This is a genomic window from Pedobacter sp. P26 (genome assembly GCF_050632135.1).
Taxonomy (GTDB): Bacteria; Bacteroidota; Bacteroidia; order Sphingobacteriales; family Sphingobacteriaceae; genus Pedobacter.
In genome coordinates this window covers 5,749,622-5,773,029 of sequence record NZ_CP192574.1, presented here as the reverse complement: position 1 = coordinate 5,773,029, position 23,408 = coordinate 5,749,622, and the positions used below count along the sequence as shown (strand labels likewise).

General features: G+C 38.4%; 23 protein-coding genes and 2 tRNA genes. 6 read left to right on the top strand and 19 right to left on the bottom strand.

The genetic code is table 11. The annotated features are described in order from the left end of the window. Window positions 1-723 precede the first annotated feature (723 nt). Together ACQ86H_RS26865 and ACQ86H_RS26860 are read right to left on the bottom strand one after the other, a co-directional pair. A complete protein-coding gene (locus tag ACQ86H_RS26865; protein ID WP_431293073.1) occupies window positions 724-1,374 on the bottom strand; it encodes a hypothetical protein in 651 nt (216 codons plus the stop codon). A 23-nt stretch (window positions 1,375-1,397) separates the two neighbouring features. After that, window positions 1,398-1,796, bottom strand: a complete 399-nt coding sequence (locus tag ACQ86H_RS26860) for a winged helix-turn-helix transcriptional regulator (protein ID WP_431293072.1) — start codon at window positions 1,794-1,796, stop codon at window positions 1,398-1,400. 458 nt (window positions 1,797-2,254) lie between these two features. On the opposite strand from ACQ86H_RS26860, the gene ACQ86H_RS26855 reads away from it, so the two are divergent. Both ACQ86H_RS26855 and ACQ86H_RS26850 read left to right on the top strand, forming a co-directional pair. Next, on the top strand, window positions 2,255-3,133 hold the full coding sequence (locus tag ACQ86H_RS26855) for an oxidoreductase (protein WP_431293071.1): 879 nt from the start codon (window positions 2,255-2,257) through the stop codon (window positions 3,131-3,133). A gap of 194 nt (window positions 3,134-3,327) precedes the next feature. Further along, window positions 3,328-4,131, top strand: a complete 804-nt coding sequence (locus ACQ86H_RS26850; protein ID WP_431293070.1) for a helix-turn-helix domain-containing protein — start codon at window positions 3,328-3,330, stop codon at window positions 4,129-4,131. A gap of 67 nt (window positions 4,132-4,198) precedes the next feature. On the opposite strand, the gene ACQ86H_RS26845 is transcribed toward ACQ86H_RS26850, so the two are convergent. The 15 genes from ACQ86H_RS26845 to ACQ86H_RS26775 all read right to left on the bottom strand — a co-directional run bounded on the left by ACQ86H_RS26845 (window position 4,199) and on the right by ACQ86H_RS26775 (window position 17,851). After that, window positions 4,199-4,423, bottom strand: coding sequence for a CDGSH iron-sulfur domain-containing protein (locus ACQ86H_RS26845; protein ID WP_010600649.1), 225 nt, complete (start codon window positions 4,421-4,423; stop codon window positions 4,199-4,201). 83 nt (window positions 4,424-4,506) lie between these two features. Then, the gene (locus ACQ86H_RS26840) at window positions 4,507-5,190 is read right to left on the bottom strand and encodes a GNAT family N-acetyltransferase (protein ID WP_431293069.1); all 684 of its coding nucleotides are present in this window, start codon (window positions 5,188-5,190) and stop codon (window positions 4,507-4,509) included. A gap of 75 nt (window positions 5,191-5,265) precedes the next feature. Then, the gene (locus tag ACQ86H_RS26835; protein WP_138819612.1) at window positions 5,266-6,048 is read right to left on the bottom strand and encodes an alpha/beta fold hydrolase; all 783 of its coding nucleotides are present in this window, start codon (window positions 6,046-6,048) and stop codon (window positions 5,266-5,268) included. Between the two features lie 212 nt (window positions 6,049-6,260). Beyond that, window positions 6,261-6,620: a S1 family peptidase gene (locus ACQ86H_RS26830; RefSeq protein WP_431293068.1), complete on the bottom strand. Its 360-nt coding sequence runs from the start codon at window positions 6,618-6,620 to the stop codon at window positions 6,261-6,263. Continuing rightward, the gene (locus tag ACQ86H_RS26825; RefSeq protein WP_431293067.1) at window positions 6,515-7,168 is read right to left on the bottom strand and encodes a hypothetical protein; all 654 of its coding nucleotides are present in this window, start codon (window positions 7,166-7,168) and stop codon (window positions 6,515-6,517) included. Before ACQ86H_RS26825 ends, ACQ86H_RS26830 begins: the two co-directional genes overlap by 106 nt. 65 nt (window positions 7,169-7,233) lie before the next feature. Continuing rightward, window positions 7,234-8,325 carry a thioredoxin family protein gene (locus ACQ86H_RS26820; RefSeq protein WP_431293066.1) on the bottom strand — a complete coding sequence of 364 codons (1,092 nt, stop codon included), beginning with the start codon at window positions 8,323-8,325 and terminating at the stop codon, window positions 7,234-7,236. Beyond that, a complete protein-coding gene (locus ACQ86H_RS26815) occupies window positions 8,322-9,695 on the bottom strand; it encodes a TlpA family protein disulfide reductase (RefSeq protein ID WP_431293065.1) in 1,374 nt (457 codons plus the stop codon). Before ACQ86H_RS26815 ends, ACQ86H_RS26820 begins: the two co-directional genes overlap by 4 nt. A 34-nt stretch (window positions 9,696-9,729) precedes the next feature. Further along, window positions 9,730-10,653 (bottom strand): hypothetical protein, encoded by a 924-nt coding sequence (locus ACQ86H_RS26810; RefSeq protein WP_138819616.1) that lies wholly within the window; start codon window positions 10,651-10,653, stop codon window positions 9,730-9,732. Window positions 10,654-10,663: 10 nt separating this feature from the next. Beyond that, entirely contained in the window at window positions 10,664-12,247 is a 1,584-nt protein-coding gene (locus ACQ86H_RS26805; protein ID WP_431293064.1) for a RagB/SusD family nutrient uptake outer membrane protein, read from the bottom strand. Between the two features lie 12 nt (window positions 12,248-12,259). Next, the gene (locus tag ACQ86H_RS26800) at window positions 12,260-13,150 is read right to left on the bottom strand and encodes a hypothetical protein (RefSeq protein ID WP_431293063.1); all 891 of its coding nucleotides are present in this window, start codon (window positions 13,148-13,150) and stop codon (window positions 12,260-12,262) included. A 112-nt stretch (window positions 13,151-13,262) separates the two neighbouring features. Continuing rightward, a complete protein-coding gene (locus tag ACQ86H_RS26795) occupies window positions 13,263-14,750 on the bottom strand; it encodes a hypothetical protein (protein ID WP_431293062.1) in 1,488 nt (495 codons plus the stop codon). A gap of 2 nt (window positions 14,751-14,752) precedes the next feature. After that, on the bottom strand, window positions 14,753-15,490 hold the full coding sequence (locus tag ACQ86H_RS26790; RefSeq protein ID WP_431293061.1) for a TonB-dependent receptor plug domain-containing protein: 738 nt from the start codon (window positions 15,488-15,490) through the stop codon (window positions 14,753-14,755). A gap of 157 nt (window positions 15,491-15,647) precedes the next feature. Further along, window positions 15,648-15,929: a hypothetical protein gene (locus ACQ86H_RS26785; RefSeq protein ID WP_431293060.1), complete on the bottom strand. Its 282-nt coding sequence runs from the start codon at window positions 15,927-15,929 to the stop codon at window positions 15,648-15,650. A gap of 106 nt (window positions 15,930-16,035) precedes the next feature. After that, window positions 16,036-17,187: a FecR family protein gene (locus ACQ86H_RS26780; protein ID WP_431293059.1), complete on the bottom strand. Its 1,152-nt coding sequence runs from the start codon at window positions 17,185-17,187 to the stop codon at window positions 16,036-16,038. Window positions 17,188-17,260: 73 nt separating this feature from the next. Next, a complete protein-coding gene (locus tag ACQ86H_RS26775) occupies window positions 17,261-17,851 on the bottom strand; it encodes an RNA polymerase sigma factor (protein WP_138819620.1) in 591 nt (196 codons plus the stop codon). Between the two features lie 692 nt (window positions 17,852-18,543). Between ACQ86H_RS26775 and ACQ86H_RS26770 the strand changes: the two genes are divergently transcribed. Genes ACQ86H_RS26770 through ACQ86H_RS26755 form a run of 4 tightly spaced genes read left to right on the top strand, consistent with a single transcriptional unit; the run spans window position 18,544 to window position 22,704 of the window. After that, window positions 18,544-19,374 (top strand): hypothetical protein, encoded by an 831-nt coding sequence (locus ACQ86H_RS26770; protein ID WP_431293058.1) that lies wholly within the window; start codon window positions 18,544-18,546, stop codon window positions 19,372-19,374. 3 nt (window positions 19,375-19,377) lie between these two features. After that, window positions 19,378-20,610 (top strand): hypothetical protein, encoded by a 1,233-nt coding sequence (locus ACQ86H_RS26765; protein WP_431293057.1) that lies wholly within the window; start codon window positions 19,378-19,380, stop codon window positions 20,608-20,610. 3 nt (window positions 20,611-20,613) lie between these two features. Continuing rightward, entirely contained in the window at window positions 20,614-21,531 is a 918-nt protein-coding gene (locus tag ACQ86H_RS26760) for a glycosyltransferase family 2 protein (RefSeq protein ID WP_431293056.1), read from the top strand. Window positions 21,532-21,540: 9 nt separating this feature from the next. Beyond that, window positions 21,541-22,704: an AMP-binding protein gene (locus ACQ86H_RS26755; protein WP_431293055.1), complete on the top strand. Its 1,164-nt coding sequence runs from the start codon at window positions 21,541-21,543 to the stop codon at window positions 22,702-22,704. A 90-nt stretch (window positions 22,705-22,794) separates the two neighbouring features. Here the strand turns inward: ACQ86H_RS26755 and ACQ86H_RS26750 are convergent. Together ACQ86H_RS26750 and ACQ86H_RS26745 are read right to left on the bottom strand one after the other, a co-directional pair. After that, window positions 22,795-22,866: transfer RNA gene (locus tag ACQ86H_RS26750), tRNA-Glu, on the bottom strand. A gap of 75 nt (window positions 22,867-22,941) precedes the next feature. After that, a tRNA-Met gene (locus ACQ86H_RS26745) sits at window positions 22,942-23,017 on the bottom strand. Window positions 23,018-23,408 lie beyond the last annotated feature (391 nt).

The window sequence follows — 23,408 nt, the reverse complement described above, 5'->3', positions numbered from 1 at the left end:
ACACAAAGGTATATCGACTTTTCCCGATATGCCAATTAAAAAAATAAAGTTTACAATTGGATGTAAAACTTGAAGATGGGTAAAAATGAGTTATGATATGAGCTGAAAAGATTCTTCTTTGCACTATTATTGACTGATTTAGAGAACAGTCTTCATTCCAGTGCAGGCCCTATTGTGGGGACACATCTTTTGGTTTGGGTTTTTATACGTTTTGGTAGCTTGCTTTAATAAATTACAGGTTTTACCGAAGAACGCCGTCAATCCCAAGGGCCGGAGAAATCAAAAAAACAGTTGTAAAAAAGAACAGATACTACTGCCAAACCTAAACGCAGTGGTTTTGTGTTCATAAACACTAATTTAAAACTTTAAATAATTATGAACACAAAACGAAGTGCCGCTGTTTTTTTGATGCGTGTAGGGCTGTGTAAATGGCCCATTGCTGGATTGACAAAGCGCTTTGGGTACTTTGGCGCTCCAAAGTACCATGCCCCCGCGGCAAAGAGCGGAAAAGACAATGTTTGCACAATTATTTTTTTTTGAAATAAATGCCTTTTATTAGTTGAAAAAGATGCTGAAATAAATTCAGCATGACGACCGCCTTAATGGATGTATTAAAAAAACAAATATATAATTAACAAAGATATGTCCGCAAGGGCAAAAAACGGCTAAAAAAGAACGGGGATAAATCATACCGACCTATCCCCGTCATCTAAATTAACGCTCTCATATATATAAACAACCAAAAAGGTGATTTATTATATTTGATGTAAAATATTTTTTATTTTTTTGCTGTTGGCTTTTTAGCAGGTGCTTTTGCTTTTTTTCAGCTACTGGAGTTTCTTCAATCGCTTCTGCTTTTTTCTTTACAGGCGCTTTGGTTTTTTTAACTTCTACAGGAGTTTCTTCAGCTTTCCTTTTAGCGGGTGCTTTTGCTTTTTTAACCTCTGCAGGTACTTCTTCAGCTACTACTTCTTTCTTCTTACCTGGAGCCTTCGCTTTTTTAACTTCAGTAACTGGAGCTTCAACAACAGGTTCTTCTTTAACCTCAACAGATTTCTGAGCATGGTCTTGTTGGAGATAGTTTGCCAGGATCTGTCTTAAATATACCTCTGGTTTAGGCATATTAATAATGGTTCCAGGTTCTTTATCCTGAGATTGTTTAATGTAAGCTGATTTAATTTTGCCCCAATCCTTAGAGTAAAGTCTGATAAACATCTCTACAAATTGTTCGTCCGTATATTTTTTAGGCAACCTACCCAGCACTGCCTGAATTTTTTCTTCTTTTTTATGTAATACCGCCATGGATTTTATTTTATGCAAAGATAGCCGAATTTTATCATTATCAATTTTTTGCTTTTTTGGGGTAAAATGCATGGCCGGGAGGTTAAATTTAACCTCTAAAGAACAGCTGTTATTTCTGTTGCTGCTAATTCATTTTTTCTATTCTTTACTAACCGTTCGCGATGTTTTAACCCCCAATCCCTTAATTCATCAATTACCCTCTCAAGTGATGCACTATATGGGGTAAGTTCGTAAGTTACGGTAACCGGAGTGGTTGAAAATACTTTTCGGGTTACAAATTCATTTAATTCCAGATCTTTAAGTTCTTTCGATAATATTTTGGGCGTAATTTCTCCAAGTGATTTTTGGATTTCATTAAATCGCCGCGGTCCATCTTGCAAGGAAATAATCAAGGGTAGCTTCCACTTACCGTTTAATACGTAGAGAGCGTCTTTTACTGCGTTTAAACTTGCAGTACAAGTTTCTTTATTATGGTATTCTTTTCTTGGCCCCATAATACAAAGTTATAAGCTTTCATTGAGGATAGCACTATCCTTTAGGATATTAGTGTCTTTTGGATAGCGAGCCCTAAATGGTTGTTTCTATACATGACCTAAAATACTAATTATTTTTTCCAGCCTTTTTGCATTTTTTTGTAGGCCTTTTTGCTAATTTTTGATTTCTTCTTTGATCTTGATTTGCCTTTTTTCTTTCGGGCATTAATGTTATTTACCAACGAATTTTTAACGCCCAGCTTATTCTTTTTCTTGCTTTTCTTTTTATCTTTTTCCTTTTTGTTTTTTTCTTTGCCTTTGCCATGATAAATTTAACTGATTACCTTTATTTAACATCATATCTCCTAAAAAGGTTCCAATAAAATTCTATGAGCTTTTTAACAAAGAAAATTGAGCCTTTTAACAAAGCTTTCCTTTGCTGTTCAACCTACCTTTGATTTATTAAATAATAGGAAAAAATGAAAAAAGTTTGGTTTATAACCGGTAGTTCCCGTGGATTGGGACGTGACCTAACTGCACAGGTACTGGCAAAAGGCGATTTGGTTGCCGCAACAGCAAGAAATACCGATGCTTTAAAAGGCTTTGTAGAAAAATATGCCGATCAGATTCTGCCAATTACATTAGATATTACCGATTACGATCAGGTTCACTTGGCGGTTGAATCTACCATTGCGCATTTTGGTAAAATAGATGTTTTAGTCAACAATGCTGGCTTTGGTATTGTAGGCGCTGCAGAAGCTTTTACCGAAGATCAGGTTCGCAGTCAGTTCGAAACAAATTTATATGCACCGATAGAGATTACAAGAGCAGTATTACCATTTATGCGCAAACAACGTTCGGGCAGAATTCTTCAGATCAGCTCAATAGGTGGGCGTGTGGGGAATGCCGGAGTGAGTATTTATCAGGCAGCAAAATTTGGACTTAGTGGCTTTAGTGAAGCACTGGCGAAAGAAGTAATTGAATTGGGGATTTATGTAACCAGTGTAGAGCCTGGTGGTTTCCGTACCGATTGGGCAGGCGCTTCAATGTCTTATGCACCACATATTGCAGGGTACGAAAATACTGTAGGGAAACGAGCTGATTTTTTTCAGAGCGGTAATTTTGTGCCGATGGGCGATCCGGAGAAGGCAGCCAGAGCAATGCTTGATCTTGTAGAAAATCCTGAGCCCCCGATACATTTAGTATTTGGAAGCGAAGCTATTGGGATGCTTAAACATGCCGATGCTGCCAGAACTGCAGAAATGGAAAAATGGATGGAGGTAAGTTTATCAACAGATCATGATGAAGCAGAGAATTTTTTAGCCACTGACTTGGGTAAATCTTTTATAAAGAAATAATTGGTTGTATTGTCATTTCGAGCGGAGTGCAATGCAGTCTGGAAATCTATTAAATATCCATCCATATTTGGCGGTACGTCATTCCCAACTTGATTGGGAATCTTAATGCTATTACCAGGTTTGATTAGCATTAAGATTCCCGTCTGCATGGGGATGACGATTGTCTCACTATAAAACCTTAAATTTGATCTAACATGTCAAATCAAGCCAGACGTCCAGATATCCTGTATTCCTGTTATGCGCATAAAAGTAGCGAGGGCGAACAGTTTATCCCCAATCATTCTGTAGGATTAGTTATTGCAGGTACTTCTGAGATTTTTATCGGTGGAGAGAAATTTGTATTTTCTGATGGCAATTTTAGATTTTTCAGGCGTAATCAACTGGCCAGGTATACTAAATATCCACCTGCAGACGGGGAATTTAAATCCATCAGCATCAATATTGATCAGGAGATTTTGCACAGCATTAGCAATGAATATGATTTGCATATAGAAAAGCCTAATCATGATCTTAAAGGTCTAGCACTCGAGCCTAATAGCTTGCTGAAGAATTATATCGATTCGATATGGCCGTATTTGGACGGAAATAATGGGTTTAACAAGGCTTTAGTTGACTTAAAGGTTAAGGAAGTGGTCATGATCTTATTGCAGACCAATCCGATGCTGAAAGATGTGCTTTTTGATTTCTCTGAACCTGGGAAAATTGACCTGGAAGCATACATGAATGCCAATTACAAATTCAACGTTGATATTAGTCGCTTTGCTTATTTAACGGGAAGAAGTTTAGCCACATTTAAAAGAGACTTTGAAAAGATTTTTAATCTTTCGCCCAATCGCTGGCTGCAGAAAAAGCGTTTAAATGATGCCTATTATCTGATTACTGAGAAGGGCTGGAAATCGTCGGATGTTTATCTTGAGGTTGGTTTTAAAGATTTATCGCATTTCTCTTTTGCATTTAAAAAGGCTTATGGGAGGTCTCCATCGCATATTGGTAATTAATTTTCTTCGTTGTACCTGAAACAAAAAGCACCAACCCTGGAAGATTGATGCTTTTAAATGCGTTTTATTAAACTTTTTTAGGAGGAAGATCGAATGCAATGGCCTCATGCTCAAAATGGCCATTGTGTGCACCATCGCAAAAAGGTTTATTTTTAGATAAACCGCAACGGCAGATCGAAAGTACTTCTCTGCCCTGTAAGCCATAAACGTTTCCGTTTCTATCTACAATTTCGAAATCGCCCTCAATTTTAACAGAGCCGTTATTGTTAATGGTAAGTTTTGTTTTAGACATGTATGTATTAGTTTGGACAAAACTAAAGTATAAAAATGTTAATTTCTAAGTGGTTTTCTATTTAGAAACATTCTCTTGTTTGTTTAAGATTCTTTTTTGATCACATAGGCGATCAAATCTGTTCTGATTTCAAAACCCAGTTTCTGGTACAGTTTGATCGCGCCTTCATTATCGTTGCGTACATGCAGAAAAGGAATTTCGTTGCGGAGCAATATACGCCTGATCTGTTCCTGAAGAATCTTAAAGGAATAGCCCTTCCCTAAATGATCAGGATGGGTACAAACTGCACTCACTTCACGGTAGGGGCTGGGGAAAAAGCGGTGACCAGCCATTGAAGCCAGTTTTCCATCCAGGAATATGCCGGTATAATTGCTCAATTCTATGGTTTTAGACAGGAAAGGTCCTGGTTTGGTCAATTCCACGAGATCAATCATCTCGGCAACATGTTCAAGATCAAGGTCTGTAAGTCCGGCTCCATCTGAGTCAGGAATTTTTGTGTCTCTAAAAATAAACTGGAACATATTAATATGCGTCAATAATTTCCACTGATCCGGAATTTCGACCGGTGTTTTTACGAAAAAAACAAACAGGCTTTCAGGAGGACTGATCTGATAAAGCGTATTTAAATCCTCCTGCGAATTATTCTTTAAGCCAGCAAAAGCAGTGATATCTTCGTTATAATATTTTACCGTTTCTACACCTTTCGCCAAGTGTTTATGGCCAGAAGTTAAAGCATAATAAATGGGATTATCCAATATATGTTCCATCTGGCAAAGATATTAAATCCTAAATCAGGAGAGGGTAATTTTTAACCGGATCAACTATAGGTTATCCCTGTGGTATTATTGATTCAAAAAAGTCTCTACCAAATGCGCCGTAATCGCTATCGTTTTGTCGCTTACATCCGGATTCAGGTTTTCACCGATCATAGCGCCATGCATACCCGGTAAAATAACCAGCTGCGCATTTGCAATCAATCTCGACATTTTAACCACATGTTCTGGCTTGATCACATCCTTATCTGCCACCATTAAAAGTGTATCGGAGGTAATTCCCCTCAGATCATCATCGCTGAGGTCGACAAAATCGAGCATGCGTTGTTTGTCTTTCTCAAACATGGTTTGCAGTGCCTTTTGATCTGGATTTACGGCTAGGAAAGCTGTTTTTAGTGGTTCAGGCATGTGGTCGATAGTGGCATCTCCAAAGCCATTATAAAAGCCATCAGTTAAACCTTCCCGTTGGTAATTTGCAGAAATCACGATGATTTTATTTACTACATCGGGATAATGGGCAGCAATATGCAGCGTGGTAGTGCCACCATTACTAAAGCCTAAAAAATTGGCCTTTGCTATTTGGAGTTGATTTAATAAAGTGGTCACATCTTTTGCGTCCTGCTCAAAAGATTCTGGCTGGTCCCGGTCGCTGGTTCTTCCATGGGCCTGAAGTTCAACTGCTACTACCTTGCCGCATTTGGCCAGATAAGGAATAAATCTGCCGAATGTTGATTGAATGGTGGAGCCGCCGCCATGGATCAGCACCAGGGGGATTTCTCCATCACCGTAAATTTCGTAGTACATCTTAATGCCATTTATCTGCTCGTGTCCGGCTTTTTGATAAGCTTCCATTGGTTTAGAATTTAAATTTTGCTAAACAAAGCTAAGCAAGGTAGCTGAAAACAAGGCACTCATAACAGACAAGTTTAGGGGTTTTTGAGCCATTCTAAAATACAGCATATAATGTATGGAATCACTTCCATTTTTAGAAATTAAAAATGCCCGCGGTTTTTAGTCGTGGGCATCTGAAATCGCTGTTAATATTAATCAGCATTTTAAATAAATTATTGATTTGATTCCGAACGAATCAGTTTCCATAATGATTCTACAGGTACTGTATTCTTCACTACCATTTGCACACTCGGATTCATTTCACTATGTGTGTACATTTTGGTGTTTGAAACCGTTCCCACAACACGTCCGTAAAGATCCAATACAGGGCCACCGCTAGATCCGGTTGCATAATCTGCAGAGATGGTCATCATTTCCCTGAAAAAACGGGCATCATCTGGTCCAGCTTCCTCCATGTATCTGTTAGTTACGTTACCCTGGCTGAAAAAATAATGCATTCCCTTTGGATGTCCGAGTACAAAAACCTGATCACCAACATTTGCAGATTTTGCAAGAGGAAGGGCAGGCAGCATATCTCCATTGGTTTCCAGTTGTAAAATGGCCAAATCATTTTTTTAGATGCTGTTAATATGGATTTAACTGCATAAACGTGACCATTTGCCAAACGCACCGTAAATGCAACAGGTTTGAAACCATCATGCATATCTGCATAGGTATTTACTACGTGATAGTTTGTTACCACAATTCCTTTAGCATCAATTACATAACCTGTTGATTCGCTCAAATGCGTATTTGAACATTTCGGGCAAAGATAAGAACAGCCAACAATCAGGATAGATTTTTTGGCAAACTCGTACAATGCATTTGGGCTTAAAGCCTTTTTGGTATCCTTTGCTAAATTAATTTCTAAAGTAATAGAAGGTGCTTTTAATACCGCCAAGGCCGCGGTTGCAGTTACTGATTTTGTTTTGGTTAGTAAAGAATCTACACTTTTTTGGTAATCAGCTAAGATCTTTTGATCGTTGGTAAAATCCTGTGCACTTGCAGAGAATGCTGTGAGCAATAGGCCAGATAGCAATACAATTAACTGCAATTCTTTTCTGATTTTTAATACATTCATTGATGTTTGAGTAATGTCCGGCCGGTGATTTCTTCAGCCGGACAAGTTAAGATCATTCTGGCAGGTTATTTTGTCCTGTCTATTTTTTCCTGATAAGATTTGGCCTCTTTAATTAAAGATTTATTCTTATTTTCAAAATAAGCTTTAATGGCTGCCTTTTGCTCAGGACTAGCTTTAGCTGCATTTGTCATTAAAATCCCCTCCAAAATGCCTTTATAAGGCGATGTGGTTGGTAAATTTGCTATATGACGATTGAAATATCGGGTCATACCATCCAAGTCTTTATTTACCACAAAAAGGGCGATGCGGCACATGTGGTTTTGAGCATCATTCTGGGGTAATTTGAGTAAGCCAATGATATAGGCTACATCTTCTACTTCCTGAGGAGTATAAAATACATTGTACTTTGCACCAGTTTCGGTAGCAATGCCATACATGTCTTTACGTACTTTATCAAAAAGAATCTGATTGGTAACTTCTGTCCCTAAAGCCTGGTCGATACTGCCTTTTTCCATCATCAACTTTTTGAAAAATGGACTTCCAAATTTGGTTGTCCCTAAGGCAAGTTCCAAATAATCTTTGCTAAACCGTTCAAAGTCTTGGGCATTTTCAAATAATTCATCTAGTACAGGTGTAGGGTCCTTTGAATTCTGATAGAGTGCGAGGGCATAAGGCAAACCCGTACGCATTTGTTTATCAGCGTCATAAGCGGTTTTTAGTCCTGGAAGCGTATTTTTTGGGTCAAGTGCAACTTTTACCTTTTCAATAAATTCCTGTGCGGTTGATTTACCAACCACGCGATTAATTTCTTGGCCCTGAGCATTCAATATCAGGAAAGTAGGGTAAGCCTTTACATTATATTTTTTTGCAAGTTCTTTTCCTTCACCTTTTTCCATATCAAATTTTACAGATACAAATTTGGGGTTGAAATAATCTCCGGCAATTTTTTTTGGAAATTCGTAAGAAGCCATCTCCACACAGGGAATGCACCAGGTAGTATAACAATCCATCAAGATAAGTTTGGGATTTGCAGGATTACCAGCTATATTCATGGCTTCCTGCATTGTGATGGTTTGAAAATTGATGCCCTGAGCCCGGGCAGGCCGCCAGCTCAGGATGCTTAAACAAACTGTTAAACATATAATTAGTTTTTTCATTTCGATTTAGACGTTTGGTTATTATTTAAAGTTGATTCGATTAGCGCTTTCAATTTAGGGTCAGACGGACGGGGTGCCTGGAAATTTACCATTTTTCCATTTTGGTCAATCAGGATGAATCTTGGTATTTCTGTTACCTCATAATCGCCAATCATTGATCCTTTATTGTTGGTAAACAGTTGAAGTCCAGATAATTTTTTCTCATCTACCATTTTTTGCCATTTCGCTTGATCTGTATCAATAGAAAGGCTGATAAAGACAATGTTTTTGCCTTCAAATGATTTTTCCAATTCTTCTAATGCCGGCTGTTCTTTCAAACATGGAACACACCAGGTGGCCCACAGATCAAGCAATACCACTTTGCCCAGATTGTCGGTTAAACGGTGGATCTTCCCGTTCGCATCAGGATAAGCAAAATCGATCGATTCGCCGCCAGGTTCTTGCAAACGTGCATGATTTAGTAATATTTTTATCTTCTCCTTTTGCTGCTTCGTTACCATATAAGGTTCATTGCGCTCCAGAAATTTAACCAGGTTTGCCGTTGCCCCTCTTTCAGCCTGTGCCAGGATAAGTTTTGCTTTAAGTTCTTTGTCTGTTATCTCTGGGATGAGCATATCTACAGCCATTCCTTGTTTACCATCATAAATAATATGTTTTACAAAGGCATGGTAAAGCATATAATGATAACCCATAGGAAGTGTCCAGATATTACCATCTGCCCATTTCTCATCATTATAAAATTTTACAAGGCTCTCAGGGTATTCCGCTTGCTTTCCAATGTTTAAACCAGAAGCGGTAGGAATAATCACGTCATATTTGTAGCTATAGGTTAAGAAATATTTAGCTTGTTTATCAAAAGCCGCATTTCCGGTATTGATGTTTTTAATAAATTGCTGAACGGGTGCTTTCAATGAGTCGATAACTTTAAGATAACCGGCAGAAGGTAACCGATAGCCATCTTTGGTGTAACCGTAAGTTCTTAATGGCTTAATCATTTTATACCAATCGGCAAATACCTGGTTTTCTTTGTTGACTGTGCCCGAATAAACGATTTGTCCATCACCGGCATCTATATTCAACTCGTCACCGGCTTTCAGATATATCGCATATTGTTCGTCATATAGACCTACATATCGGATTGCATTAAGATCTTCTTTCTTCACCTCTCCACGGAAGATTTGATCTTGTCTACTTTTTACCATCGGTAAAATGACCTGGATTTCACCTTCTTCGGGTTTGGAAAATAAGACCTCCTGAGTTTCTTTGCCATTTGGTAAAAGTTTATGAAACTTTCCTTTGATAATCGCAGTTTGTGCCCACGTGGATGCCGATATGGTCAGCATCATGGAAAAAAATAGTGTTTTTTTCATTATTAGTTTGTAATTGTTTTTGATGAAGTATTTATTAAGATTGTTTGATGCCGATACCAGTCAGAATTTGCCGGATGTAAGCGTATTTGATCAGAATATTAGGATATGCAGTATATTTTTGTTTGAATTCCGCATCAGTGTTTGCCATGGCAGCCTCAATGTACATTGATACGTCAAGCCAGGTAGAAATGGGTGAGGAGTTCGATATCCTGGTATCTGCCCCAAGAAAGCCAATGGCCTGTAAAGTGAGCGGAGTACCCGACGGTAGGCCAGTAACATAGGTGCTGGTTAAATAAAAAGTAGATAGTCCATAAGCGTCTCGGGTGGGTACAAACTTCCGCGATACTCCATAAAATTTATCCAGGATATCGGCATATTTACTATCTAATACGGCATTCGTGAGGATGGCCCTCAAAATGGCAGCTTTATAGGTCACTTTTGTGGCTTGGCTCATCGTTGAAATTTTGGAAATTTGTGCAATAGCAACGGTATTGAAACCTTTGTAAGCATATGTTCCAAAGGCATTTGTATTCATATTTTCAACTAAAAGAATGCTCGGAACATGTATTTTCCCTATTATAGGCATAATTTCATTCCGTAAGAAGGTCAACGCTGCCGGAACATCTGCTTTATTACAATAGGTGAACGACTGTACCGCAGGTGGCGGACCACTTGGTATACCGCCCAGCGAATAGCTTAATGATAAAATTTCATAATGGGTATAAGTTTTACCGAAAACGTCTACACGCTTTTGAGTACCAATGGTGTCATTAACAAATACCGGGATCCCTGTTTCTTTATAAAATTGAAAATTGGCATGAATTGTTGGGTCATTGGGGTTATCCTCCATGGCCAACCAATTTTTATCATAATCAGGAAATTCGGTAAAAGGCTCTTTTCTGCAGGAAACCAGCGCAAGCGTGTAGCATGCTGCTATAATGAATAAGATATTTTTCATCTTGATCAGGTTAAGGTTGAATATTACGTACACTGCGAATGGGGTTAGTTAATGATCCCCTATTAAATTCTATGGCATAATTAGGGATGGGTACCTGCCAGCTGGCTTGATCTTGAGCAATAGAATTTAACACATAATATCCGGCGCGGGTATAACTATTACTTTGCGCATCATAATTGTAAGTAGGGTGTTTGATCTTAAAATCTGTACCCAGTGGATATTTAGAATTCACCGCATACCTCCTCAGGTCGAACCAGCGATGGCCTTCAAAACACAACTCTCGTCTACGTTCATTCCGGATAAACTCAACCAGGGTCAGATTGGATGCCGGTTGCTGACTGCCTGAATTATTGCTAAAGCGCATCGCCTGCAATTTCTGAATTTCACTCCAGGCTTCACCATCAGCACCAAGGATAGCTTGCGCTTCTGCGCGGTTGAGCAGCATTTCTGGCAAACGGAAAGAAAAAATACAAGATACCTGCTCGGGGTCATTATAAGTTCGCCAGGTACGCCATTTAGCCGGAAGAAAAGCTTTGCTTTTTGCCGATAGCATAAAAAAGGCATTTAAGCGCAGATCATTAGTACTAAAATTCTGTATCAGATCATCAGAAGCCTTAAAACCAGAAGCAAGACGGTTGACAGGAGCATAAGATGACAATGAATCATTAAGGAAAACTGCCGGCACAGCATTTGTCCCCATGGTAAATATGGTTTCTGTAGAGCTGCGGTAAGTAAAATTACTGTTAGCTACATAACGCTTTAAATCAATAATGCTGTAACCCATATTTTCATATCCGTTAGTCACCTGTAATACTTTATCATATTGTTCGGTAAATAGATATATCCGGCTTTGCAAACATTTAACAGCCGCAATACCTACCCTAATTTTATTAGTGGGATTATAGCCTTGAAGGTAGTCTGCGGCTTGATTAAGATCTGCCTCAATTTGTTTATAAACGGTTTCGTTATTGTTTCTTTTGAAATAGATATCTTCTACTTTTTCCGAAATCTTCAACGGTACACCTTCATCTGTTGAAGCGGTTGCTTTACGGTAAGGAGAACCATAAATATTTTGCAGTAAGAAATAATAATAGGCCCGAAGAAAATAGGCTTCACCACGTAAATGCTGCAGGTTTGCATCTGCCTGGTTTTTTGCTGCAATTTCTGAAGCCTGAAAAATTAATGCATTGATGGCACCAATGCGTTTGTAAATTTTTTTCCACATCACATCAGTCCAGGAGAAGCCCAAAATGTTGACTGTAGGATTTTGTCCCCAGTTGTGAAATCCAGAAAGCATGTAAAGCGGAGTAGCCTGATCTCTGTCAGCAGCGCCAAGCACAAATGCTTCACTGTCATCATCCATCACATGGAGCCATGGTGTAGAAAGGTCAGTCTCTGAAGAGATGCTTCCCATGGTTGCCGGATTATAGATCGATAAACTATATACATTATTCATAAAGGCCTCACCAATCATCACCTTATTCAGGTCGTCGGTGGTTTCCAGGTATTTTTGATCTGTAGAATATTCTTCCAAAAACTTGCTGCAGGAGCTCAGCAGCAAAAGGCAAGCTAAAAGGGTTAAAAGATATTTCATAGTTTGTTTTCTTTAAAATGAAACATTAATACTAGCTGAATAGGTTGGTCTAACTGATAGATTGATGTTTGGCGTAGAACCCGATTGAGTTGGATCTTGTCCCTTTAACATTTTATTGCTGAGGGTGAATAAATTTGTTCCGGTAAGGCTAACAGATGCCGAACTTAATTTTAATTTACGTATTACAGCTTCTGAAAAAGTATATCGGAAAGATGCTGATTGCAATTTTAAGTAATCTCCGCTAACCAATCTCACATCAGAATTATCGTACATCTCATAAGCACTTCCACCCAGTTGAAGACTGCTTGCCGGATAGTTTTGCCACCAGGCATTAATCACATTGTTTGAAACCTGTAGTCCTGGAATATTGGTGTAAGCTTCATCACCCGGTCTGCGCCAACGATCTACAAATTCTTTACGCAGATTCTGTTGCGGATAGGCACTGGTAGTGGCATAACCTGAAGCAATTTTCATCAGTCTGATTTTGTTTCCTAAAGAATAAGAGAGGTTAAACGATAATCCAAAATTTCTATATCCAAAGTAATTGGATAAGCCACCCTGGATAAAGGGTTCACGACGACCAGATTCACTCATGATCTCGAGGTAAACGTCTTGTCTATCCATATTTAAATAGCGTTGTTGGTATGCCACCGAACTTTCATTCTCTAAACCATAAAAAATTGGAGAGCCATCAACAGGACTTAAGCCTTTAAATTTGTAAGAATAAAAGGTATTAATAGGTTTGCCTGCAAGCTGAATATTACCGCTCAGGTAATTGGAATAATCGATATTGTCAATAAGAACGTTATTCCTATTATTGATGGCCTGGTTAATAATTTTATTCAACACCTGACCCAATTGTGGATCGAAACGCCAAACAAAACCGCGTTTAGACTTATCCATACCCACATTATTAATGGCGGTAACGCTTAAAGCTACCTCGACTCCTTTGTTTTCTATTGTTCCGCTATTGATTACGTAAGATTGAACCCCATTGATTTCTGATACTGTTTTATTAAGAAATGCGTCTTGAGTTCTTTTTATAGAAATAACCCACGGATCCAGTTACTTTATTACCAAACAAAGTAAAATCCAAGGCAATATTTGAGGATGAAGTACGCTCCCATCTTAAATCTGGATTTGGATAATTAGAAATATTCGCAAATTGAGCATTATAGTAAGGATCAGTAGAAGCATTTTGTCTAATTATCATATATGGCGACTGCCCTGGAAGCATATTTCCCTGCCATCCCCAGGATGCTTTTAAAGCAAGATCATTTACCCACGAAGCATTTCTGGCAACATCTTCTCTCATGTTCCACCTACCGGAGAAGGCATAAATAGGTAGCAATTTATTATTTGAACGTGTTCCAAATAGGTTGGATTGTTCACCACGAATATGAAAATTGAAAATATATTTATCACGGTAAGAATACCCCGTTGTACCATACCAGGCAAACTCGTTAGTAAGCTGACGATTGAATGAGCCTAAAGCAGGCTTGGTAGACATCCATTGGTTATAATAGCCTGTGTAAGTAGTAGGTACAATATCAAAGTAGCCACCCATTTCAGGGAAATATCCTCTTCTTGTGATGTCAAAGCCGCTGTATTCATTTGATTTTATCTCCGTGCCTCCTGAAATGGTAAGGGAATGTCTTTTTTCTAAACCAAATGTGGTTGCATAATTTGCCTGTAAACGGCCTGTATAGTTGTTATTACGAACTTCATTTTTTGTCCATTCACCTCCTACCGGAGCTAAATCACTCCTTAAGCTATAGTCAGCCCGAAGCTTACTGATATAGTAAGAATCTTTTGTATAATATAGTTGCCTGTCATTATTACTTATGGCATAGGCAAAGGTACCTTCCAGGTTAAACTTCGGAGTGATTTTTAATCTTATTAAGGCCTTTAAATTACTTGCAAGCAAATCGGTATGATCAGCGCTGTAGTCTTTGTCCCTTAGGATATTGTAATTAAAAATCTGACCAGCTGGGGTGGTAACCGGGTAATAAAAATAGCTACCATCCGGATTATAAGCAGGCAATGTCCTGCTGGTGTTATAGGCATAGTTCATAATACCCAGATCAGCTGGTGAATAATTCCTCGAAGAATAGTTACCTGTAAAGCTTACTTGCGCCAGAAACTGATCATAATCTGCTGTTACATTCACCACTGATGAATACCGCTTATTGTATTCCCCTCTAATGGTTCCATTTTCATTCAAATAACCTAAAGAAGAATAAAACTTAATACGGTTAGAACCTCCGGATAAGGTTAAGGTATGATTCTGGGAGTAAGAATCTTGAGTAATCAAACCTAACCAATCTGTATTGATATTGGCATAATAATCGCTCTGGCGTTTAAATTCGTTATAATTGATGGTTCCTTTATAATATTGTTGAAGGGCATCTTCATAGCCTGAAAACTGGGTTACATTGTTGTATTGCATTCTTCTTTCTACCATTTCCTTTGAAACATCCATTCGTTCCTCAGAATTCATCATGTTCATGTTCTGGTCTGAATAACGTGGGCGTCTGTTGAATGTAGTATTAGCTGAATAAGAAATAGTCGGTTTACCAGGCTTGCCTTTTTTGTGGTAATTACAATTACGCCATTACCTGCTTTGGCGCCATATAAAGCTGTGGCAGAAGCATCTTTAAGTACATCAATCTGATCAATGTCTTCAGGGTTTAATCCTGCAATGGCATTTCCGAGTAAATTCACAAAATCCAGGTCATTAATTGATTTTGGATCAATATTTACAGGGTCTTGAAGTACAATTCCGTCTAGTACCCAAAGTGGTTCGCGGTTACCTAAAATAGTGGATGTTCCACGGATTCTAAGCTTAGGTGCTGCGCCTACCTGTCCTGAATTCTGCATAAAAACAAGTCCGGGTATTCTGCCCTCCAATAATTTATCAATGGTATTCACACCGGGTGTAAGAAGTTCTTCCATCTTTTTGCTGGTAATGGCACTGGTTAGCTGCCGGCTATCAATTTGCTGATAACCTGTATTTACCATAATATCTTCCAGATCAGATGAAGTCATTTTAAGTGAAACTACCCGCGCCCGTACCGCAGAAATCTCAATAGGGGAGAAGCCTAAATGCCTGATTTCGAGCATTTCATTGGCGTATTGGCCCGGTATTACAAATTTTCCGTTCTGATCAGTCTTAGTATAGAAACTGGTCCCTTTCACCTTTATCGAGGCCCCTTCAATGGGTTTGCCATTCTCATTAACCACGGTTCCGTTTACCGGACCTGTAAGTTCCTTAAATGTATTGTTAGCCTGACTAACTTTTTTTCTGTAATGATGATAATCCGGTCTTTAATTTCAAAATCAAGCGCCTGACCCGAAAGCAGCTTTTTCAAGGCACTGTTTAGTGGTTCTTTAACGAGTTTTATGGTAACCGGTTTTGCTTTTTTAAAATGAGATCGTTATAGGTAAAGTCATACTTGGTTTGTTTGCTTATTTCTGCTGTTGCACGTATAATAGAGGCATCTTTAAGATCAAGCGTTACGGTTTGTGCATATGCCTGGTTTGATAATGCAATAGCGAACACGAAAAATAAAATGATGATCCATTGAAAAGAAAACGGCGAATGGGTCTTGACGATACTGCCATCCATTTCATTACCGGGCATGCGCCGGCTATGCTCCTTACGAAAAAGGAAGTCGTTCATAATCTGATTAGTTTGTTGGTTATGGTTTGTTGATTGGTTTTAGGTTTTAAGGCTGTTGGGATGGATTAGTTTTCTCCTTACCCTTGGTCAGCCTGTTGAGTATAATTTATCTCATCAGTTTCATCCTCCTTCCTTGGACATCAAATTTTAGATTAGTGATTTTTTCAAGTGCAGTAAGTACGGCAGATAATGGCCTGTTCCGCTGTATAGAGGCGTGAATCTGGATATCATCAGGTATGCCACTGTAATCTATATCCAGGTTGTACCAACGCTCTATCTGGCGAAGTACCTCTGTAAGCGGAGTAGCTTTAAAAATAAATTCTCCATCTTTCCAGGCCGTGTAAAAACTTGCATCAACGGGTGTAATCTGGAAAGCATTTTGGTTCAATACTGATTGTTCTCCAGGATTCAAAAACGCTGCTTTTGAAATATAAGCACCGTTGAGTTGCACGCGACCATGGACAAGTGTGGTAACCGTTACTCCTTCATTTTGATAGGCATTAACATTAAAGGCTGTTCCCAAAACTTTTATTTCCTGCACTTGGGTACTCACAATGAAAGGTTTTTGAGCATTATGGGCAACTTCGAAGTAGGCCTCGCCCATAACAACAACTCTTCTTTCTTTTCCTGCAAATGCACTTGGATAAGATATCGACGAGGCAGCGTTAAGCCATACTTTGGTACCATCAGCTAAAGTGATTCTGTATTGCCCGCCTTTTGGAGTAGATAAAGTAAAATTCTGAATTTGATCTTCTTTTTCAAGCAATGCGCCATCTTTGTAGCGGATCGTATTTTCATCAGTAATAATCTCCTGTTTACTGCCCTCTAACTGATAGATTTTACCATTAGCGGCCTGTAACGTTGCCCGATGAGTACCTGGAAGTATATCATGCGCAATATCTTTCCGAAGAGAATCTTTATGGTCAATAAATTTGTAGATAAAAAATGTTGTAAATAAAAAAATCAGGACGGCGGCTGCGGTTGCAATATATTGTAGAGAAGAAAACAATTTCCGCTGCTTAGGCTGAACTTTTTCTATTGCCTGAGCTATTTCATTCCATGCTAGATCGCCAATGGCTTTAGATTTTGGGTGAGCTGAGTGAAATGTTGAATTAAAATAGCCATTAATTACCTCGTCAAGCTGTGACTGGCGCTCATCATCCTGAAGGTGTTGATTAAGTTCTGCCAATTCATCCTTTGTGATGGCATTATTTAGGTACTGATCAAATAAAAACTTAATTCTGTTTGGTTTGCTCATGGTAAACTAGAGAAAAATCATCCCTTTTAAATAGAATACACATGAAAAAGAAAAAATAGCACCTCTAATTGAATTATTTTTTTAATATGGTGGGTAGCAGGAGAATAAATAACTCAAACGACCTCGATTTTAGTATTGCCTTTAATTGTTTGTTGGCTTTTTGAATGTGATGATTAATAGCTGAAAGACTGATATTCAGTTTTTCGCTAATTTCCTGATAACTGAGTCCTTCCAGTTTATGTAAAGTGTATACTTCACGTTGCCTGTCTGTTAGCTGATCCATGGCCTGATCTAGAATGACCTTTGCTTGTTCTGCCTCATCATCCTCTTCCATAGGATGATAAACCTCTTCCTGGCCAACTTCATGGCGCATAATCTGATCATAAACGTTTTTTCGAATCGCATTTTTTGACAGATTTGTAGCAATCTTATATAGAAATGCAACAAAACTTAGTTCGGTATCAATCATTTCACGGTTGATCCAGATCTTTAAAAATACATCTTGTAAGATATCCTGGGCTAAGTCTTCTGATTTTAACAGATAAATCAATTTACTGGCGAGTCTACCCGAATATAACTGATATAACTGTTTAAAGGCGACCTTATCCCCGCGCTTTAATCCAATTAATAATTCCTTTTCGGCAGTAATGGGTATAGACTTCACTTATCCATCGTCGTTTAGTTATACTAATTTATATAAAAACTGAGTTGTAACAGCATTTTTTTGAATAAAGTAATCTCTAATCTTCCAAATCATTAACATTTATTTAGATTTCTGATTTGGATCCCAGTTAATTCTATCAATACTAAGAAAAATATTATCATTTAGGCTTTTTATTGTTAGCTAAATTACCTTGATACTTAACATGGCATAAGTTTTTATTGCTTAGAATTTCATCAGGTGGGATGTAAATGGGGCATCACCTTTAAATCATATGGACAAACAAAGTGGTGTTATGTATTATATATATTACTTTGTTGTGGTTAATAAATGTTTATTGTGTAATTTTTAAAGATATTTATTTTGTCTATTTTTTATTAAAAATAAAATCCGTATCTATGTATAAACCAAATACATCTCAATCGCCTCAAACTTTAAAAACGCTAATCAAAATGCAACACGCTCTTCCATCAGTTATTCCGATTATTATTTCTTAATTTTAATATTTAGCTGTATTTATTTGTTTATCAATTATTTGAATTGTGTTTTGCTTTTCGATATTATTGATTAGATCTGATAATTTGATGTAGTAATAACAAGCTAATTTCTCGTTTAGTCTTTAATGTTTAAAACAAAATAAGAATATTTTTATCTGTATTAACTTACATTTTTAATAAACCTTAAACCAAACAATTGTGAAAAATTTACTGTCAATTATTATTCCTGTGCTCGAAGGGATGGAAGAATCTCCATTGAAGCACCAACTCCTGGCCTATTTCCCTCAACAAGCTGAACATTTTACAACAATTGAAGAAAGTTTTGTGAAACTTACAGCAATTCTGCATGATAGGGATCACCTCAAACCTTTTTTTCATAGCTGGAGCCAAACCAATAATAGTGCGGTTACTGTTGCCGGATTGAGTAACCGCATGACCATGCTGATCCATAAAAACATACCTGTACCAGATGAAGCGCAGCTTTTCAGATCGGTAGCAAGTCTGAACAGGATTGTTGATGAAGACCTGGCTGTTGTTGGTAAAGTATTACATTCTGATTTGTTCTACACCATGGCCACAAATACCTGCGGCGATGATGGATGGTTGTTGAGGCAATACCTTGATCCAAGTGCCCGTGCTTTTAAATATTGGAAAGACCAGAACTCATTGCGTAATAAAGATTTATTGATCGGCCTTTTAACTACACTGGTACATGAAATTTATACTCATGGAGAAGTGGAATTTATATTACCGAAGTTTACGCGTTGGCTGGAAGATGATTTTGGCTTTGATAAAGATACCCTAAAACATACTTTAGCCTGGATAACCGTACACTGTGGACCAACTGAGAAAAACCATTTCTTTTATGCTGTTAACGCCATCAATTATTATCTTAAGGCAATGGATGTAAATTTGGCTGATTATGACTTACGCGAAATCGTTGCCGATTATTTGAGTAAAAAAGCTGTAGTTATGGAAACCATTAGCGCTAGTCTGGAACCTGTAATGTCTGAAGAAGAAATGGCATAAATTATGACAGGCGAGCTTGTAGAAGAACACACGATCTGTAGCAGGGAAACACTGAATGAATTACTGATGAAACACTTGGGCGAAATACCCTGTAATGGTGCCGATTCATTTTCTCCGGTCCCCGTTGCTGTAAACCGTAACGAAATTGTACGGATGGAGAAACTGTGCCAGGTTTTGAACAAAGCATTAACCAGCGTTGTAAATGCTTATTTTTCCGATGAACGGATACGTGCCATTTATAACTTTGATGAGCGCTTGAACGATATTTTAAACATCGCAAATGCACAGCCTTATGAAGTAGGCATGTACCGCCCCGATTTTTTACAGGCTGAAGATGGTAGCATTAAAATCTGCGAAATAGGAGCAAGGTACCCTATTAACGGGTGGATGTTGAGTTATTACCTTAACGTGATTTCTGAAGACAGCAGGTTGCCTTTACTGGAGGCTGTTCCTCATCAGCGTGACTTTATAAATGCCATTTTTAGCCGTTTCAACAGTAATGAACCTATCGTGTTGGTGCATGAGAAAGAAAAGGGTACAGAGGTATTTTACCTGTTAAATGAATTCAGTAAACAGGGCTTGAATTATGTTTCTGCAAGCCCTGCTCAGGTAAGCTGTCAAAATGGTGAATTGATGTTGCAAGACAAAGCCGTTAACCAGTTTATCTTGGAAATGGACCGGGAAGAACTGCGCTATTTTGATCCTGAAGTATTGAAGTTGATCGTCACCAGGGGAAATTATTTTAACGATGTGCGTACACTAATCTTGGTACATGATAAGCGTATACTTGCTGTTCTGTATAATGAAGAGATTATGAGGGATCACTTTTCTGAAGAAGAATACCTCTTTTTACGCTCCTTTTTAATACCTACTTATGCCTTACATACCCCCGAAAAAAGGATAGAAGTAAGCAATTCTTCATTAAACTGGGTATTAAAGCGGAATAGTGGTGGGCGTGGCATTGATATGTATGTAAAAAGTGAATGTGAAGCCATTGTTTGGTCTGATATTATAGCTAAACAATGGCCAGAATACATGATACAGCAATATGTACCCCAACGCTGGTTTAAATACGGCAGTGGTCCGGAGAAAAGCCTGATCAATTTAGTAGGCATGTTGCTGTGTTACAATAACCAGTCTTTTGGCCCTGGTTTGTTCCGCGGTTCGGCAGAAAGTGTGGTTAATGTTCACCAGGGCAGGGGAGTTATTTTTCCCGCAATGATGTCGACATCATAAAACATGACACATGCCATCGTTATACCCCTGTTTAATAAAGCTGATTATGTTAGTCAAACGTTAAATTCACTCATCCGGCAAAGTAAACTGCCGGATGAGTTGATTATTGTCGACGACTTAAGTACAGATAATAGCCTTATTATTGTCCATGATTTTTTGCGTAATCATATTTCCGCCTTTGGCAATTGCAAGATACTGGTAATTGAACTCGCGGAAAATAAAGGCCCGGGTAATGCACGGAATATCGGTTTTGCTGCTACTCATTGTGAATTAGTTAGTTTTTTAGATGCTGATGACGAATATCATCCACAGCTGCTGGAAATAGCAACACATGCATTTAGAGTGCATCAGCTCGATTTTATGGTGCTTAATATCACTTTTATGCCAGGTAATGAGATATATCCTGACCTGAAGCCATTAAAAAAGTACCTGGAACCGCTTGATGCAGATCTATATCTGATTAAAAATCCTTTGACGGCAGTTAGCGATCCGCATTTTATAATGGGGGTTGGCAGCAACGTAATCGTAAAAAGTAAATGGATCGCCTCTAACCGATACCGGGCAGAAGCGCAGCTAAATGAAGGTGTCGATTTTTGGTACCGGGTACTAAAAGGAATACTGAACTCGGTGCCAGGTAAAATAGCCCTGCAAACTGGTGGTTATCTTTATGTTAACGAGGTCTCCGGGAGCCTTTCGAGGAAAAAATATAGCCATTTTAAACAGATCGAATTGCCGCCGGTAATTTCAAGGTATGTAAACAGTAAAGATAAGCACGACCGCCTGCTGATGGGCATGATCGGTGAACGCTGGTATAAACACGCCTTACAAAATTTACCATCCAATACCCAAAGAGCACGTTTTTTATGGCATTACCGAAGTTTATTGCCGAAATATATTGGCTATCTGCTCATCAAAAGATAAATTTTAAAAATGATCGATCCTCTCCTTAATCAATATTATCAGATTGTTAGGCAATCTGATCTTTTCAGGTTCTATTATCTTGATCATGAAGATTATCGAAGCGCTCCCTTAATAGGTAAAAAGGAATTGATTAATCTTTTAAATGATTATTTTGATCTGCATAGCCAGAAAGAAGGTGTTTATCTGGTGCGTTCTGGCGGATCTACTCAAAAACCGCTGGTTTTTCCGGTTGATATTGCAGAAAATCTCGAACAGCGTGCAATACTGGCCTCCGCATTAAAACAAGCTGGAGTATTTACCCCAAAAACCATCGCCCTCAATATGTTTGGTTATATGGATATGTACCGCACTGCTGCCATTATGGACGATCTTTTGGAACGTTGCAACGCAACCACATTGGTAGCCAGTGCCGGCTTACCTTACGAAGACGCCTACCAGATGGCGCTGAATTTCAGGCCCAATTTATTATTAGGTACACCCTCAAAATTATTCCTTTTTGCGCAATACCTTAAAACACATCAGCTTAATTTATCCATCACAAATCTTTTGTTTGGCGGCGAGTTTTTGCCGCCCTCACATATCAAACTTTTTGAGGATGTTTTCGGAACCCGGCAGATCTATTCATTATACGGTTCTGCAGAAACCGGGATATGGGCCTGGTGCGATTATAGCCGTTCGCCATCATTGTTCAGGGTAATTCACGGGCTGGTAGTGGAGCCATACGATCAGGATGCCGATGGCTATGGTTCCCTCCTGGTGAGTAATCTATTCCGTAAGCGTTTCCCAATCTTTAGGTATAATACTGGCGATATCGGTAAATGGGTTGAAGTTGACGGCCAACCTTATTTGGAATTAAAAGGGAGATCTTCCAATTCTTTTATGTTTAACGAGTGTAACTATGAACTGGATGATTTTAATGCAGTTTTAACAGATGTTGAACGGTTTCAGATACAGATCACACCTTATGAAGGGCATACCGCAATAAAATTTATGCTGATAGCTGATGTAGCCAATAACGATAAAGCAGCCTATATTGAGTTAAAGCTTCAGGAGATAAATGAGGTGTTTGGTTACAAAGTGAGAAATTTAGAGGTTTTAGCGGGTATGGATTTAGATCTTTATACCAATGCCATTACTGGTAAAACACATGTGATTGTCGATCATCGGATTTGATATTGACTTTTGGCGGATTCTGCGGATTTCATACCCTGTTTCCAGAATGGAATGGACAAAAAAAGCCGCTTCAAGTAGAAGCGGCTTTCGTAGCCCGTAGGGGAATCGAACCCCTGTTTCCAGAATGAAAATCTGGCGTCCTCACCCCTAGACGAACGGGCCATTAATCTGAGTTTTGACTTTGGAGTCTTTAGTTTGGAGTTACTCCGAACTTAGAACTCTCAACTCCCAACTTCTTGGTAGCGGGGACACGACTCGAACGTGCGACCTTCGGGTTATGAGCCCGACGAGCTACCAACTGCTCCACCCCGCACTCTATAGCTTCAAATTTTCTTTGTTTGAAGGAGTGCAAAGGTATATAATATTTTTGCTTTTCAAAAGGCTTCACAAACTTTTATTAGATATTTAAATTATCTGCTTGATTTTTAGTGAATTATTTTTGCTGAGGCTGATTTTTTATTGCTCTTGTAAAAGGGAAATAAAGAAAAGAACTTGCCTATCCAAATTGATCCTCAATTTTAATCTCATCGGAAATAATTTCGGTTTCGCATCTCCTGCAAAGTGTTTCTGGTGTTAGCTTTAGTTATAATGGCATTAAACAAGCTGGTACGTGTAGGGAATTGTCTTTTGTATAATTAATAAGATAAATGCAGTTAACTTATAGATGTTATAATTTGTTTGAGCGCGAAGAATTGAAGTTATCG